Here is a 16,155-nt window from a genome sequence, read left to right as displayed (position 1 = left end):
CTGGGAGTAGAAAATGGTGGCGCTTGATATGAAGTGATTATAGCTTCAAGCTCTTCCTCAATACTTAAATTTGATAGTCACTAGATAATTTATATTATCGGCGGATCAACAATATCTGTATCCATGCGAGCAACAAGTTGCTTGCATCTGAAGTAATATCGAGCGACGTCCGGCGCCCTTGATCCGACCGCGAACAGGCCCTGCATGGTGCCATGGGTGAGTTCGTGCAAGCCGGGATGAGGTAGTTCAGGATCAAGGGCCGGTCGCGCCCGGGACGGAGCCTCGAAAGCGGGCTTGATATTCTCGCGGTGACAAACCGGTCTTTCGCCGAAAGAGGATACGAAAACTGCTGGTATCGGCATAGCCCACCCTCGCGCAAATCTGGTCGATGGTCATGTCCGACTGCTCAAGCAGCCGTTTCGTCAACTCGATTCGAAGCGTTTGCAGATAATCCAGCGGACCCATGCCAAGGGCCTGCTTAAACCGGCGGTGAAGCGTGCGTTCGCTGACCGAAAGATCGGCGGCGAGGCCTGCTAACTGGACAGTTTGCTGCACCATCGCTTCCATGCGCCGTTGCGCGCGTGCCACCAAAGCGTCCCCGTGTCGGTCATCGGGGCTCAGGGACACGTAAGATGCCTGAGACACACGGGTGGTATCGATCAGCATCATCTTCGCCGTCGCGTCGGCGATAGCCGATCCGGAGAACTTGGCGACCAGTCTCAAGGCGAGATTGACATAGGACGTTACGCTGCCACCGGATATGATCCCATCCTGCTCGGCGATCAGCTCCTGGGCACGTAGCTGGACACTGGGATAGCGGCGTGCAAACTCCTGTATCTTCGACCAATGGGTTGTCGCCGGTCGGGCGTCCAGAAGGCCAGCTTCTGCAAGAAGATAGTTTCCGGTGCAATAGGACGCGACAACGGCGCCCCTGGCGTATTGCCGACGTAACGCATCTACAAGGGCTGCGATCTCGCCCTTCCGCTCCATGAACGGTTTCATGTCGCCGACGTAAGGCGCTGCCAGCAACACGGCGTCGGTGGGGGCGTGTCCGTCAATCGAACGATCCACCGGCACTATCCGACCCGACGCACTTCGAACAGAACGGCCATCGAGAGACTCGACAGACCATGCAAAATCCTTGTGTCGCCCGTCGCTACTGGCGCTGGATTCTCTGATCAATGTATTAGCGACCGAGAAGATGTCGATCGAGCTTTCGACACCGGATGCCAGAACACCGTCGTAAACCCAGATGCGGACAGTCGTTGTCGTCATTGTCTGAAATCCCATAAAGAATGGCAAATCTGCCACTTCAATCGACGACCCGCAACAGGCAAGTTCCTCGTCGTCCAAATCTGAAGGAGACCAGATATGCCAATGATCGATGCCATCATTCCGAAAGATGCCTTTTCCCCCGAGGTAGAGGCTGCCCTTATCAAGGAGATGACGGATATCCTGCTGAAGGCAGAAGGTTTTTCACCGAGTAACGAGGTCGCGCAGAGCGTCTCTGTCGTCTTCCTCCATCGTCCGGAAGCCGTCTATGTCGGCGGAGCCCCGGCCGAGGCCCCGCGCTACCGCATCATCCCGACGGTGCCAGAGGGCCAATATACCGAGGACGCCGTCGCGCAACTGGTGAAGGAACTGACCGAAGTCTTCGTGCGCGCCGAAGGCGGCACATTCGCCAGCGTGGCGCCGCGTGTATGGGTGTTTCCGACGGAGATGCCTGACGGCCGGTGGGGAAGCCGCGGAATGATCCGCCCTCTGCCCGATATCCAGGCTTTCATCGCGGGAGAAGCCGAGCGCTCGATCGGCGAAGAACGCCTCAGGCGCCGCCGCCGCGCAAAAGCAAAAGAGCTTCTCGACGCGATCACCGAGGCGATCTGAAAGGCATCTTCAGGCAGGCGGCGTGGCACTCAAGCCTCAGTTCCCGACCCGCAAGTGACAAGCGCTCCCGGGGCGCCCGGCGAACGATTGCCGCGGCGTTCCGCAATTACCGCGCGTCGTCCGTATGAATGGTGATGCCCGCGAGTCTGCGCGGCAAAAGGCCGATGTCAGCTGCTCTATCGCGCATCACGATTTGCGTCGGTCGAATTCCGCGCGCGCCTCGTCCAGCTCGGGAAAGTTTTGCTCCGCCCACCGATCGAGTACCGCCAATGCGCCGCTGAGCGAGGCGCCCAGGGAGCTGAGATGATATTCGACATGAGGCGGAACCGTCTGCATGTCGCACCGGACCACCAGCCCATTTCGCTCGAGTTCCCGCAAGGTTTGCGTCAGCATCTTTTGGGAGATGCCGCCAATTTTCCGCAGCATGGCGCCGTGGCGCATTGGCCCAGCGGCCAACGCCGGCAGAATCAGCATCGCCCATTTACTGGCGATAAGCTCCAGCGCGTCGCGCGCGGAGCAAGAGGGGTCGTAGACATTCCCGGATTTACGCTGTGCGATCATGATCAATAGGTACCAAAAGGTGCGTAGTTGACCAATAGTGCCTTTGGCGAAAAGAATGCGCGGCGTCATCAAGCCGCATCGAGACCGCCATGACTATTCTGATTATCCCCGCCCATCCCGAACCTCAATCGTCCGACCATGCATTGATAATTACCGCGCCAGAGGGTTGAAGTGAGCGGCGCGGGCTTAAACCCAGCGCTCCGGCCCTGAGCCCGTTCATTCGTCACCGCGTCGAATTGGTCGTTTGACGCGACGCTATCCATAGACATCGAACCGAGATCGCGATCGCTTGCTGCATGGTCAAGTGGCGTCAGATTGCCCTGTCGTGCGCGGTCTCGTACCCTTTGAAGAGGTTCAGGAATGACACTCGAGACCAAGCCTGGCGTCGCCCAGGCAGATATGCCGGCAGAAACGCAGCAGACAGGATCGCGGCAGGGGCTCCCGTTCGCCGGGTTGCTGGCGCTCGCTACCGCTGCCTTTGTCACGCTGCTCACCGAGATCATGCCGGCGGGCCTGCTGTCCGCCATCGCAGGTGGCTTGAAGGTCTCCGAAAGCCTTGCGGGCCAATTCATCACCGCATATGCGGTCGGCGCGCTCGTCGCCGCAATTCCCATCACCTCTGCGACGCAAGGCGTGCGACGGCGGCCGCTCCTGCTTGTCGCAATCGGCGGTTTCACCGTCGTCAACCTGATCACCGCGCTTTCCGACAATTACCATGTCCTGGTGGCGGCTCGTTTCCTCGCCGGCATGTTTGGTGGAATCGTCTGGTCCCTCCTTGCAGGCTATTCCGTGCGTATGTCGCCTGCTCACCTGAGTGGACGTGCCATTGCAATCTCCGGCGCCGGGGCGACCATCGCATTGGTGCTCGGCGTTCCGTTTGGATCCCTGCTTGGACGCCTGATCGGCTGGCATGGCGCTTTCGGACTGATGAGTGCCCTTTCGTTATTCCTGATGATATGGCTGATAGCTGTCGTCCCCGATTTTCCGGGGCAGGTCAGGGCGCAGCGCCAATCCCTCGTCAAAGTGTTTCTGCGGCTGGGGATTCGGTCGGTGTTGTTCGTCACCTTCACCTTCGTCGTCGCCCACAACATTCTCTACATCTACATAGAGCCATTGTTGCAGCCCGCGGGACTATCGGCCGAAGTTGCCGGTATCCTGTTCGTCTTCGGGCTAGGCTCGATCGTCGGCCTATGGCTGGTGGGAGTGCTGATCGATCGTCGACTGCCGCTTCTCGCCATGGCGAGCGTGGCTCTTTTCGGCGCTGTTGCCTTTCTTTTGGGTATTGGCAGCCCCGGTGCATTGACGATCTATCCCGCCGTCATTGTCTGGGGGCTAGCGGTCGGAGGTTTCGCGACGATCACGCAAACCGCATTATCGCGGTTCGCCGGTCAATCCGTAGACGTGGCGCAGGCCATGTATACGACGGCATGGAACACGGCGGTTGCGGCTGGGGGGAGCGTCGGAGGGTTCCTCCTGAATGGCGCAGGCGTCGCATCATTTCCATGGGTGGTGCTGGGTATACTTGCTCTATCGCTTGGCGGCGTGGTGTTCTCGATGAACAAGGTAGTCAATCGACAATGATATCCGAGCACTGCTGCCATTCCTGTTTCTGGATGGCAGACATGGAGGAATCATGAGAGCAAACTTGTCAGGCAAATTCCGGTTGATGATCGCGACCAGTGACCTCATCGTCATTCCGCGCGCCGTGAGGATTTGCCGCAGCGGTCGGCTGGTGCTTCCCTAGCGTTCTGCCTCCATGGCTGCCCGTAGCGCTGAATTGATGCGATCCTGCCAACCGGGGCCGTCTTCCTGGAAAAAAGCAAGCACATCGCCGTCTATCTTGAGCGAGATCGTCTCCGTCGCTCTGGGAATGGCCGGCCGTTCGGTTGCCGCAGCCGGTGCCTTCTTCGCGGGCTTGAACAGGGCTTCGGCAGCATCAAGCGGGTTTACCGGTCGGCGAGGCGTCGTTGCCATAGAGCTTATCCTATCATTGGGTATAACGGTCTTCGAGTGTAGTCCGATGCACACGATAGATCCACCGCCTCGGCATCGCGGTGCCGATTGGATGGTGCCATAAACACAGATCAGTTCTCAATCCGCGCGTCCGGACGTGGACAAGGCATCGCGAACGGCATCGCCGATGTAGTTGACACTCAAAACCGTCAGCGAAATCGCAACGCCCGGCCATAATGCGCGAGATGGACTCGTTCTGATAAAATCGACGCCATCGTTCAGCATACGCCCCCATGTCGGGAAATCCGACGGGAACCCGAGCCCCAGAAAGCTCAGTGCGGATTCTGCGACGATTGCCGAGCCGAGTCCGAGGGTTGCCGAAACGAGGATAGAGCTGAACACGTTCGGTAGAATATGACGGAAGACGATCTGCCTCTCAGGAATGCCGCCACTGCGTGCGGCCAGGATGAACTCGCGATTTCGCAGAGCAAGCACATCCCCTCGCACGACGCGCGCAGTATGCATCCAGCTGGTGGCCCCGATCACGGAGACGATGAGAAGAAAGATGCCGGCTTCAGCCCCGATCAGGCTACGCAAACTATCGCGAAACAGCAAAATGACCACGAGGAGCAGCGGCAGCAATGGTAGCGACAGGAAAAGGTCGGCAAGCCGCATAAGCCAGCCATCAAGCCTTGGCATCATTCCCGCGAGTACGCCGACGAGCGTTCCGATGAACAGGGACAGAAGCATCGCGGTCAATCCCACCGCCAGCGATATCCGGCCACCTGCCATCAGCTGCGCAAGGATATCGTGACCAAGATTGTCGGTCCCGAGCGGGTGGGCCAACGAGAAGGCGACGTTTCGAGCACGGATATCCATCTTCGCCGGGTCGACCGAATGAATAAGGGGGCCGAGAAACACGATGAAGACAAGCGCCAGAAAGACGAGGCCACCCGCCACGCCGGCCGGACTTTTGCAGAAGCGCCGCCACACCACTTGCACAAGGGACGTCGGACGGTATTCGACGCTCTGTTTGGGCTCGATTGAGATATCAGTCATAGCGGATCCTTGGATCAAGCATGCCGTAGAGGACATCGGCGATCAGGTTGAACAACACGATCAGGATCGCGAAAATGAATGTCAGGCTCTGGACAAGCGGGAGGTCTGCTCCCTGAATGGCGGAAATCAGGAGCTGGCCGATGCCATTCACCCGGAATATCTGCTCGGTGACGATGGCGCCTGAAAATATCGTGGGAACGCCAAGCGCCACGACCGTGACAACCGGGATCAGGCCATTTCGCAACACATGGACGAAGAGGATCAGATGTTCCTTGACGCCCTTTGCACGCGCAGTGCGAACGTAATCCTGGTAGAGATTTTCCAGAACGGAAGCGCGGACGAACCGGGCAATCTGCGACATGTTGTATAAGGTCAGCACCAGAACAGGCAGCACCATCTGCTTTATCTGCTGCATGAATGTCGACCAGTCGGTCACATGGAGATTGGTGTCATAAACGGACGGAAACCATTGCAGGTGCACGCTGAAAATCACGATGAGCAGCACGCCGGTAAAGAAACTCGGCACCGAATAGCCAATCATCGAAATGAACGTGAAGATCTGGTCGACGGCGGAATATTGGCGATAGGCCGAGATGACACCCATCGGAACTGCAAGAAGAATACCCAGCAGGTAGGCGAAGCCGACGACGGTCAACGTTTGCGGCAGCCTTTGCGCTATAAGATCGGCAACCGGACTGCGCGTCGCCCAGGATATGACACGGGTTCGATCTGCCGCCCCGAAATTCAGGCCTGTCATCTGCTGAATAATGTTCAGCGGTTCGTTGACGACGAACTGATAGAGCCATTTCAGATATCGTATCAGGAACGGCTGATCGAGACCCAGCGACAGCCGGATCTGCTCGCGGACATCGTCCGGAATGGTCAGAGGCAAGTTGCCTGTGGGGTCTCCCGGCGCCAGATCCAGGAGCAGGAAAATGACGAAGCTGATGACGAGCAACGTCGGAATGGCATAGAGCAGGCGCCGCATTGTAAAAGCGAACATGGACTTGTCTCCTATCGGGGGCGCCGCAGCCGTGTATCCGGCTGCGGCCGAGCGGCTATTTCTTGTGCCGCGACCAGTCCGCGATATTCCAGAGTTGCGAATCCCACGACGTCATCCGAACGCCGTCGAGACTGATGGAGCGCGCGGCAACCTCACCGCGATAGACGAGCGGTATGATTGCTCCATCGTTCACCAGAAGATCGTTCAGCTTCTTGGCAAGCGCGCCTCTTGCGTCCTCACCCGGCGTCTTGGAGAGCTCCGCAACGATCTGGTCGTAGTCCTTGCTGCAATAGCGGGTGGAGTTTGCGCCCTGCCAGGCATTCTTGTCGTTCGGTATCTTGTTGCATGTCCATCCGGCCATGTAGGCTTCCGGATCTGTGCCGGGAAAGTTGTTGCTGAACATCTCGACGTCCGCATAGAACTTGCGGATCGTATCGGGATTGCCCGCATCCCCACCAAAGAAGATTGACGGGTTGATATTGCGCAGCTCCGTCTGCACACCGATCTGCGACCACATGTCCTTTAAAAGGGCCTGTTCGGACTGCCGAACCGAGTTCGTCGACGTCTGGAACACGAGCGAAAGCCGCACGCCATTCTTGGCGCGAACGCCATCGGAACCCAACGCCCATCCGGCATCGTCAAGAAGCTTGTTGGCGCCATCCACATCCGGCTTCAGGCACCAGTTGACAGCGGTCGACGCGTTGACCGCAGGAGCCGGCAGGATATTGCAGGTCGGCTGGCCCGCCTTGCCATAGACGGCTTCGACGATCAGATCCCGGTCAATCGCCATAGATAGCGCCTTTCGCACGGCGGGATCGCTCAGCACCGAGTTGGGGCCGGCCTCGGCAGTCGAGCGCTTGGCGCCCAACGAAGCGCCGTTTGCAAAGGGATTGACGTCGATGCGCTCGACCTGAGTCCCGAACGAGGCGACGATGGTTCCTTTGCCGGCAGCTTCCATCTGTTTCAGGACTTCCGGTTCCAGCTGCAGGAACCAGGCATAATCGAATTCCCCGGTTTCAAGCACGGCACTTGCTGCAGACGTAGGATCGCCGCCACCCTTGATGGTCAAGCTCGAAAAGGCCGGCTTGGCGGGATCACGATAATAAGGATTGGCATCGAATGTCACGACATCGTTGGCCTTGAAATCCTTGACCATGAACGGCCCGGTTCCTTTAGGCGCGAAATTCTCGGCGGTGCAGCTCGAAGCTTTTGCGCCCATACACGGAGCGAACTGCTTTTTTTGCAAGATAGGCGCCATGGCGCCGACAAAGGCCGAAAACGGAAATGGTTTGGGATTGCTGAACGTAATCTTCACCGTCAGCGGATCCTGCGCTTCGACCTTGGCGACCTGGTCGAAATAGGATGCCGCCGCGCAACCACCTCCCGGCGCGGTGCAATACTGCCAGGTAAAGGCGACATCATCGGCGGTGAAATCCGTGCCGTCGGACCACTTGATGCCAGACTTCAGCTTCCAGGTGATCGACATCAGGTCCTTGGAGATACCGCCGTTCTCCACAGAGGGGATCGTTTCGGCAAGAGCCGGTACGATCTTCCCGGTCTCGTCATATCGCGCCAGGGGTTCCAGCACGACCGACGATGCATATTGTTCCTTCGTCCCGCCGGAGAGATAGGGATTGAGCGTCGAAATCGCCTGCCAGGACAGGATCTTCAAATCGCCATCCGAGCCTCGTTCCGCATAGGCGGATGTTGTCCCTAAAATCACCGGCAGAGCCAGTGCAAGAGTAAAAATATGTGCCTTCATTTATATTGTTCCCATTTTTATCGTTTGATCCCCATCCGGTCTTGCCGGGGGCGAAATGCTGGAAGCGGGCATCGATGGTCCTCAGGCGATGCCCGCAATGCGCAGATCCGATGCGTTCGGCGATCCTCACGCGGTCAACGGCAGCTCCTTGTCGATAAGCCGCAGCCAATAATTGATCCCGTAAGGGATGGCCTCATCGTTGAAGTCGTACTTGGGATGATGAAGCCCGGCGGAATCGCCATTGCCGATAACGATCATTGCGCCGGGTCTTTCCTGCAGCATGAAAGCAAAATCCTCTGCTCCCATTGACGGGCGCCTCGAGACGACATGGTCGTCATGGCCCGTCGCTTCACGCGCCGCTTTCCGCGCAATTTCGGTCTGTTCATCCCAGTTGCACGTCGTGGGGTAGCCCTCGTAGTAAGTGACTTCGGCGCTTCCACCATGCATGGAGGCGCATCCCTCGCAAATCGCCTGGAAACGTTCCTTGGCGAGCTTGGTGTCTTCCGCCTGGAGCGATCGAATGGTTCCACGCAGGCTCGCTTCCGGCGCGATGACATTGTAGGCATCGCCGGCGAGAAACCGGGTGATCGACACGACAATCGAATTGAGCGGATCGATTGCGCGAGACGCGATCGTCTGCGCGGCAAGCGTGATTTGAGCCGCGATCACGACGGGATCGATCGTGGCATGCGGCGCGGCCGCATGTCCGCCTCGTCCGACAATCTTGACGTCGAACTCTGCGGTTTCCGCCATGATCGGGCCGGCGCTGATCCCAAAATGCCCGACCGGCAGGCCCGGCATGTTGTGCATGCCGTAGACGGCGTCGATGGAGAACCGCTCCATCATGCCATCCTTGACCATTTCGCGACCGCCGCCGCCTTTCTCTTCCGCCGGCTGAAAGATAAGCGCAACCCGCCCCGAGAAGTTTCTGTCACGCGCCAATGCTTGCGCCGCGCCAAGAACCATGGCTGCATGGCCGTCGTGGCCGCAGGCATGCATCTTCCCGGGCGTCTCTGATTCCCACGGAACGCCGCTTTCCTCGAAAATCGGCAAGGCATCCATTTCGGTGCGAATGCCGATCGTGCGCGAACCGCCACCCTTGCCATTGATGATGCCGACGATCCCGGTCTGTCCAATGCCGGATACGATCTCGTCACAGCCGAATTCCCGCAACTTGGCTTCGATGAAACTCGCCGTCGCTGGAACCTCGAAACCCAGTTCGGGTTGACGGTGAATCTGATGCCGCCAGCCGACGACGTCGCTGTAATTATCCCTGGCTGTCATGTCCTGCCTCCAAATGCTGAAATGAAAAACGCAAGTCGGCGGTGCCGGAACGGCACCATCGGCGCAGCTTATGTCCCGAATTCCGCTCCGGCCTCCTGCATCCCGAAGGAGCAGACGTCCAATTTTCCCTTGAAATGACCGAAGCGCAGCATGCCTGCGCCATCATCAGCCGACGACTTGCACATAGTGCCGATCGCCAATCTGCTGGTAGGTTCGCGCGGGCGGCTGGTAGCCAAGCGGGCGGATGAGGCTTTTGATTTCCTCATTCGAGACATTGCGCCTGAGGGCACGTCGGCTCGGATCCGGTACCGGCACGGCTGCCATCAGTTTCTTCGTGTAAGAGTGCTGAGGATTGTCGAACACATCGGCACGAGAGCCGATCTCAACGATCTCTCCCATGTACATCACGGCAACCCTGTGGCTCACACGCTCGACCACGGCCATGTCGTGCGAGATGAACAGGTAGGCAAGGTCGAATTGCGACTGCAGATCGAGCAGCAGATTGCAGACCTGGGCCTTGACGGAGACATCGAGCGCTGAGACGGCTTCATCGGCGATGATGACCTTGGGATCGAGCATCAGCGCCCTGGCGATCGCGATACGCTGGCGCTGCCCTCCTGAAAACTCATGCGGGTAGCGGCCGAGCATATCGGCTTTCAGGCCCACCCTCTCCAGCAGTGTGGCGGCCTTGTCCCGCGCCTCTTTCGCGCTTCCCATCTTATGGGCCAGGAACGCCTCAGTAATGGAGTTGCCGACCTGCATTCTCGGATCGAGACTGGCAAACGGATCCTGAAAGACCATCTGAATGGCCCTGCGCGCCAGGCGAAGATCGTCCTGGCGAAGGGCGAGGATATCCTGGTCCTGAAAATTGATGACCCCGCTGGTCGGCTCGACGAGACGGGTGATGGAGCGGCCGATGGTGGATTTGCCGCAGCCCGATTCTCCGACGAGTGAGAGGATTTCGCCTTTATGCAGGGTGAAGGAAACACCTTCGACGGCATGGATCGCGCCGGATTTTCTGGCAAGGAACCCGGAGCGAACGTCGAAATGCGTCTTGAGGTTCCTGACCTCCAAGATGGGTTCGCCGGGCTCATTGAGCCTGGAACCGGCATCAGAAGCGGCTGTCGACGATGCGCCGAACACGGGAAACTTCTCCGGATGTGGCCGCCCCTTCATCGAGCCGAGCTTCGGTACCGCCGACAATAGCGCCTGCGTGTAGGCACGCTTGCCGCGATGGAATATGTCTGCCGTGTCGCCCGCTTCGATTGCCTCGCCCTGGTACATGACGAGCGTGCGATCCGCGACCTCTGCGACGACGCCCATGTCATGCGTAATGAAGAGAACCGCCATTTGCTCTTCGGCTTGCAGTTCCTTTATGAGATCGAGAATCTGGCCTTGGATCGTCACATCGAGTGCCGTCGTCGGCTCATCGGCAATCAGCAGCTTCGGCCTGCAGGCGAGCGCCATCGCGATCATCACGCGCTGGCGCATGCCGCCGGAAAACTGATGAGGATAGTCGGCATAGCGGCTCCTGGCATTTGGAAGGCGAACCTTCTCCAGCAGGCGAATGACCTCCGCCTTGGCGTCATGCCGCGACATTTTTCGATGGACCGCCAGGGCCTCAAGGATCTGCTTGCCGACGGAAAAGACGGGATTGAGGCTCGTCATCGGCTCCTGGAAGACCATGGCGATCTCATTGCCTCGCACGAGACGCATTTGTTCCTCTGGAAGCGCCAGAAGATCTCTGCCAGACAGCATCACCTGGCCGCGCACCCGGCTTATGAAGCGGGGCAACAGCCGCATCGTCGCAAGCGAGGTGACGCTTTTACCGGAACCCGATTCACCGACGATCGCGAGCGTTTCGCCGGCATTGATATGCAGATCGATCCCTTTGACGACGTTTCGCCAGGTTTCGCCTATGCGAAAATCGACCGCCAGATCCTTGATCGAAAGTACGCTGTCCTTGGCGACGGCGTCTTGGGGAAGAGGATTTGCCGCCACGGGATTTATATCCCCGATCCGTCTTCGACGATGAAAGTGCCCTCAAGCCGAAAAAGGGAAGAGATCGGTTTCCTTAGCCAGTTCATGTGTATGTTCCCTTTTGTGTTTTGGACTGCAGCGGGCATCTCCGGCCTCATTATCGTGAGTTTGGATTCTGAGGGAGGTGCCGTCTTCCAACGATCAACAGCAGGTGAGGGCCGCTCAATCCTCCGATTGCGAGGATGAAGTACTCTTTTTGAGCTGGCGCTTCTGGGGCGTCGAATAGTATTCCCGTGACGGTGGTTCGGCCTGTCGCGCGCGCACGAGAACGGGAAATCGCGCTGTCGTCCGACGCAGGAAAGGCGCCTAACCGGTCATTATTCCCGGTTCGATGGGGATGCTGCGTGTTTGCTTTGGGGGAGAGTGGAGCGCCGTTTTCTGGAAACAGGCGCTCTCAAGACAGCAAGCACAATCGACAATTCGCCGTGCCTGATCGGTCCCGTTGACCCGGAAAGACCGACTTGGCCGGCTCGCAAGGTATCGTGGCGGAAGTCAGGCTCGCACGCTGCTACTCGAGCAAAGTAGCCACCACACGGAGCCAGGGGGGCCTCAGATTATGTCCTTGGCTTGCGGTCTCCTTAATCGGCTTTCTCGGTGGGGTCCCATTTGAAATGATCGCCTTCCGCCTGAATGTAACCGACACCCGGGAACGGAAAATGCGGTGCGAAAATCAGCTCGTGGCTTTTCACCAGGGAACTCAACGTCTTGGACCGGTTTGCCTCTGCCTCAGGCTTGTCGCCATCGAAAGACACAGCCCAGTCGGGCTTCGCCAGAGAGATGATGGAACTGTGGACGGTGTCGCCAATATCAAACAGTCGCTCCTTGCCGGACGTGATCCGATAGCCGACATGGCCGGGCGTATGGCCCGGGAGTGACACCGAAGTAATGCCCGGAGCAACAGAGCCACCGGGTGTAAAGGTCTTGACCTTGTTCGTGATCAGCTTGACGATCGGCGCGATCTTTTCATTGGTCTTTGCGAATTTCCATTCAGCCTCGCTCATGCGGATCGTGGCGTTCGGGAATGCAAGCTTGCCGTCGATAACCAGTCCACCGATGTGATCCGGATGGGTGTGGGTGAGGAGTATTTCGTCGATCTGGTCGGGTTTGACGCCGGCCTTCTCCAGGCTGCCTTGCAACGCACCACCGACGCCCGTGTCAATCAGGACGATATGTTTGCCCGACCTGACCAGCAGGGCATCAACGCTGAGCGTAACGGTGTCCGTCGGCGCTCCGGCCGCAGACAAAAGTGCTGCCACTTCGGCGGGGCTGTGGTCGAGACCGAAGATCTTGCTATCATTCGGTTGCACGAATTGCGCATCATGCAGTGCTACAATGTCGAGGCTGCCCAGTTTGAATGACTTTGCTTGCGGTTGTTGCTGCGGCATCTGTGCTTGCGCGAGGGTATGAACACAAACCAGGCAAGATGCGACTGTCAAAAGCTTGGCCAAGGAGCTGAAGCGCGACATGGGATGATAATCCTTCCGTTGGTGGCAATAAGCAGCTTAGGGGATGAGGTCATCGATGCAAGCGAACAATCGCCGTCATCAGACAGAAGCCTCGATCGACGGCGGTTGGTTTCTGGCGGATTTCCAACTCCGCGTATTCTCCAGTAGAGGTTTACGCATGTGAGGCTAACTACTTCTTCGTTCTTGAGAAACAGGAGCGAAGGAGCCTTATCTTGCGGGCATCATCCGCATCAAGACCTTGTCACGCAGGATGTAGTGGTGCGCCAAGGCAGCAAAGGCGTGGATGGCGACGAAGGCGATGATGATCCAGGCGAAATCATTGTGCAGCCCGGCGATTTGATGACGATACGATGGATCGATCGTCAACAGCGGCGGAACGGAAAACAAGTTGAAAAATGGAATTGGCTTGCCCGACGACCAGCCGAACGCAAGGCCGAGCGCGACCTGTGCCAGAAGTAATCCATATAAGCAGAGGTGAACGGCTTGGGCGGCAAGGTGCTTGATGCCGGATGTTGCGGCCGGGAGATGATTGCGATTGGCAATGCGCCAAACCACACGAACAAGCACAACGATGGTCAGGAGAATCCCGAATGCGAAATGCGTATAGATCAGGCCCAGTCGTCCGGCCGTCCCCTTTTCGAGGAACTCCCAGACCTGCGCACTCAAAAATTGGAAGAGAACGAGGAATGCGGTGATCCAGTGAAGCGTGATCGTCAAAGGGTCGTGTCGCGTTTCTGATGGTGTCGTGCGAGTTTGTGCGGTCACGCTGGTCATGGAATGCCTCCGTTCGATTGCTGCAGTGCAAACACTTCGGCGAAGGCTTTATTCGCTGCTCCGATAATTTTTTTGCTATTTAGATCTTGAGAGGTCCTGACGGATCGGGGACTATTTCAGTGGCTCTGAAGCTGTCGACCCTGAATGTCGGCGTTATCCAAGGCCGCTCAGGCCGATCAAGGCACCAAACCCAAGTACGATCAACGGGTGCACACGGGTCGTTGTCAGAATGATCGCGCAGACTGCGACGGTTGCAGCAAGCCCCCAGTTCAATGCGGACGCCTCCGTAATAACGGCGGCGCTTGCCGTGACGAGACCAGCGGTCATGGGCACCTGGCCTGCTTGGACAATCTTCCGCCAAGGTCTGTCTTTGAAGCGGTTCCAGACATTCAGCACGATACCCGTCACGATGGACGACGGACCGAATTTTGCCGCCGATGTCACAAGGACGCCTGCCCAACCGGCAACGTGCCAGCCGACGAGGGGCACGACCATCAGGTTGGGTCCGGGTGCGGCTTGAGCGAGGGCAAACAGTGCACCGAACTGCTGGGCCGTCATCCAGTGATTGATATCGACGACCTGCCGCTGCATCTCCGGAAGGATCGAGTTGCCACCGCCAAAGGCGAGGAGAGAAAGCTGGGTGAATAGAATGGCAAGCGCCACAAGCGTCGACGTCATGCGCGCAGCCTCCACGTCACGAATATGCTGACAGGCGAGAGCACAAGCATGGTCAGCACCAGAGGAAAATGAAACACGGCGATCGCGAGGAAACAAAGAGTGGCGATGCCGATTGCGCATGGTTTGCGGGCGAGCGGCCTGACGATCTTGATAGCCATCGAGATCAGAAGACCGGCGGCTGCCGCGGCTAGGCCGGCAAAGGCGTGTTCCACGTAGATATTGTCGTGATACTGATCATAAACGACGCCGAGGGCGATCACGATCACCGTGGGCGCGGCAATCAGGCCCAGAAGCGCAGCCAATGCGCCGGAAACGCCTCGAAACTTCAAGCCGATCGCAACCGACATGTTGATGATATTGCCGCCGGGCAGAAACTGACAGAGGCCGAGAAGCTCGGTGAATTCGTCCGCGGTCAGCCAATGCCTTGTCTCCACCACCATCCGTCGGGCGAGGGGCAGAACCCCTCCGAAACCTGTCAGCCCAAGCGTGAAAAACCCGGTGAACAATTCGGTGGCAGTCGGGGACTGGGCATTTTCGGCGATGGGTGTGAACGTACTATCCATGAGGGCGGCCTGTGCGATTATTCGATATCGCCGGAGAAATACGCCTTTACATTATGCATGTCCAATATATGGATAAGCCATAAACCATATATCTGAGATATGCCAATGATCGAACTGCGCCATCTTCGCTATGCCGTAACAGTTGCTGACGAGGGACATATAACGCGGGCTGCTGAGCGGCTTGGTATCCAGCAGCCGCCGCTGAGCCAGCAGATTCGCAGTCTCGAAACCGCAATCGGAACAGCGTTGTTCCTCCGTATGCCGCGTGGTGTCGAATTGACAGAGGCGGGCAAGACCTTTGTCGAGAAGGCGAGGGCGATCCTGCTGGATGTCGACCTGGCGATCGAAGCTACCCGAAGCAACGCCCGGGGTGAGGAAGGCAATCTGGCAATCGGCTTCACGAGCTCGTCGGCTTTCCACTGGATCGTGACCTCGACGGTGCGATCCTTTGGCGAGATATCGCCGGCAGTGACTCTGAGACTGGAGGAGGCGAGTACCCCGGATCTTATCGACGCGCTTCTGGAGCGTCGACTTGACGTGGCGTTCGTGCGCTCGCCCGTCGAGTTCTCTTCCAACCTGGATGTATCGCATCTGCTGGATGAGGAGATGCTCGTCGCCCTGCCGGATCGGCATCCGCTGGCATCGGCCGCTTACGGCAAGCAGGCGTCGGTGCAGCTATCCGATCTCTCCGATGAAGACTTCATACTTTATCGACGTCCATCCGGGCCAGGGCTTTACGATTCGATCATCGCCGCCTGTCTCGGCGCCGGTTTCAGCCCCAGGATCAGGCACGAGGCAACCCGTCTCGTTTCGACGCTCAGCCTCGTTGCCGCGGGGCTCGGCATCTCGATCATCCCGAGCTCGATGGCGCGGCTGGAAACGAATGGGATCGCCTATCTGGCCATCAACGCCCGCTCGCCCCTCGTCGCACCCTTGTACCTCGCCCGCAGAAAGGAGAGTTCGAGCGGAGCGATGACCCGCTTCCTCAATATCGTGCAAAAGCAAACGAGTATTCTGGCGAATAGTCGGTAAACGGTATTGCTGGGGATGAACGTTTGCGGTTTCAAAAGGCAACGCAGTCCTCGACGGTATCTGCACGGACCAGGCGACGTACCCAACAGGCACGCC

General features: G+C 58.2%; 15 protein-coding genes. 3 read left to right on the top strand and 12 right to left on the bottom strand.

Features of this window, described 5'->3' with window-relative positions; all coding sequences use genetic code 11:
* Nucleotides 1-252: 252 nt before the first annotated feature.
* Nucleotides 253-1,275, bottom strand: coding sequence for a helix-turn-helix domain-containing protein (locus HGP17_RS24355; RefSeq protein WP_168813031.1), 1,023 nt, complete (start codon nt 1,273-1,275; stop codon nt 253-255).
* A gap of 96 nt (nt 1,276-1,371) precedes the next feature.
* Here HGP17_RS24355 and HGP17_RS24350 point away from each other — a divergent pair, with 96 nt between their 5' ends.
* Nucleotides 1,372-1,884 (top strand): Tautomerase enzyme, encoded by a 513-nt coding sequence (locus tag HGP17_RS24350; RefSeq protein ID WP_168813030.1) that lies wholly within the window; start codon nt 1,372-1,374, stop codon nt 1,882-1,884.
* A gap of 186 nt (nt 1,885-2,070) precedes the next feature.
* Here HGP17_RS24350 and HGP17_RS24345 read toward each other — a convergent pair whose 3' ends face one another.
* The gene (locus HGP17_RS24345; RefSeq protein ID WP_246704191.1) at nt 2,071-2,514 is read right to left on the bottom strand and encodes a helix-turn-helix domain-containing protein; all 444 of its coding nucleotides are present in this window, start codon (nt 2,512-2,514) and stop codon (nt 2,071-2,073) included.
* A gap of 291 nt (nt 2,515-2,805) precedes the next feature.
* Between HGP17_RS24345 and HGP17_RS24340 the strand changes: the two genes are divergently transcribed.
* Complete coding sequence (locus HGP17_RS24340) at nt 2,806-4,026, top strand: MFS transporter (RefSeq protein WP_246704190.1); 1,221 nt, start codon at nt 2,806-2,808, stop codon at nt 4,024-4,026.
* Between the two features lie 159 nt (nt 4,027-4,185).
* On the opposite strand, the gene HGP17_RS24335 is transcribed toward HGP17_RS24340, so the two are convergent.
* From HGP17_RS24335 to HGP17_RS24290, 10 genes are all read right to left on the bottom strand, one after another.
* Nucleotides 4,186-4,419 carry a BrnA antitoxin family protein gene (locus HGP17_RS24335; protein ID WP_168813029.1) on the bottom strand — a complete coding sequence of 78 codons (234 nt, stop codon included), beginning with the start codon at nt 4,417-4,419 and terminating at the stop codon, nt 4,186-4,188.
* Between the two features lie 117 nt (nt 4,420-4,536).
* Nucleotides 4,537-5,457 carry an ABC transporter permease gene (locus HGP17_RS24330; protein ID WP_168813028.1) on the bottom strand — a complete coding sequence of 307 codons (921 nt, stop codon included), beginning with the start codon at nt 5,455-5,457 and terminating at the stop codon, nt 4,537-4,539.
* A complete protein-coding gene (locus HGP17_RS24325) occupies nt 5,450-6,460 on the bottom strand; it encodes an ABC transporter permease (RefSeq protein ID WP_168813027.1) in 1,011 nt (336 codons plus the stop codon). The genes HGP17_RS24330 and HGP17_RS24325 overlap by 8 nt, the downstream gene beginning before the upstream one ends.
* Nucleotides 6,461-6,515: 55 nt before the next feature.
* A complete protein-coding gene (locus HGP17_RS24320) occupies nt 6,516-8,222 on the bottom strand; it encodes a peptide ABC transporter substrate-binding protein (RefSeq protein WP_168813026.1) in 1,707 nt (568 codons plus the stop codon).
* 126 nt (nt 8,223-8,348) lie between these two features.
* On the bottom strand, nt 8,349-9,506 hold the full coding sequence (locus HGP17_RS24315) for a M20 aminoacylase family protein (protein WP_168813025.1): 1,158 nt from the start codon (nt 9,504-9,506) through the stop codon (nt 8,349-8,351).
* A 165-nt stretch (nt 9,507-9,671) separates the two neighbouring features.
* Nucleotides 9,672-11,507, bottom strand: a complete 1,836-nt coding sequence (locus HGP17_RS24310; protein ID WP_168813024.1) for an ABC transporter ATP-binding protein — start codon at nt 11,505-11,507, stop codon at nt 9,672-9,674.
* Nucleotides 11,508-12,124: 617 nt separating this feature from the next.
* Nucleotides 12,125-12,853: an MBL fold metallo-hydrolase gene (locus tag HGP17_RS24305; RefSeq protein WP_348648988.1), complete on the bottom strand. Its 729-nt coding sequence runs from the start codon at nt 12,851-12,853 to the stop codon at nt 12,125-12,127.
* A gap of 366 nt (nt 12,854-13,219) precedes the next feature.
* Nucleotides 13,220-13,786: a cytochrome b gene (locus HGP17_RS24300; protein ID WP_168813022.1), complete on the bottom strand. Its 567-nt coding sequence runs from the start codon at nt 13,784-13,786 to the stop codon at nt 13,220-13,222.
* Nucleotides 13,787-13,939: 153 nt separating this feature from the next.
* Nucleotides 13,940-14,464 carry a chromate transporter gene (locus HGP17_RS24295; protein WP_168813021.1) on the bottom strand — a complete coding sequence of 175 codons (525 nt, stop codon included), beginning with the start codon at nt 14,462-14,464 and terminating at the stop codon, nt 13,940-13,942.
* Complete coding sequence (locus HGP17_RS24290) at nt 14,461-15,027, bottom strand: chromate transporter (protein WP_168813020.1); 567 nt, start codon at nt 15,025-15,027, stop codon at nt 14,461-14,463. Before HGP17_RS24290 ends, HGP17_RS24295 begins: the two co-directional genes overlap by 4 nt.
* Nucleotides 15,028-15,132: 105 nt before the next feature.
* Here HGP17_RS24290 and HGP17_RS24285 point away from each other — a divergent pair, with 105 nt between their 5' ends.
* Nucleotides 15,133-16,059 (top strand): LysR family transcriptional regulator, encoded by a 927-nt coding sequence (locus HGP17_RS24285; RefSeq protein WP_168813019.1) that lies wholly within the window; start codon nt 15,133-15,135, stop codon nt 16,057-16,059.
* The last annotated feature ends 96 nt before the right edge of the window (nt 16,060-16,155 follow it).

The organism is Rhizobium sp. P38BS-XIX (assembly GCF_012641435.1).
Classification (GTDB): Bacteria; Pseudomonadota; Alphaproteobacteria; order Rhizobiales; family Rhizobiaceae; genus Rhizobium.
The sequence above is the reverse complement of the archived record's forward strand: the minus strand, read 5'-3'. Positions and strand labels throughout refer to the sequence as shown.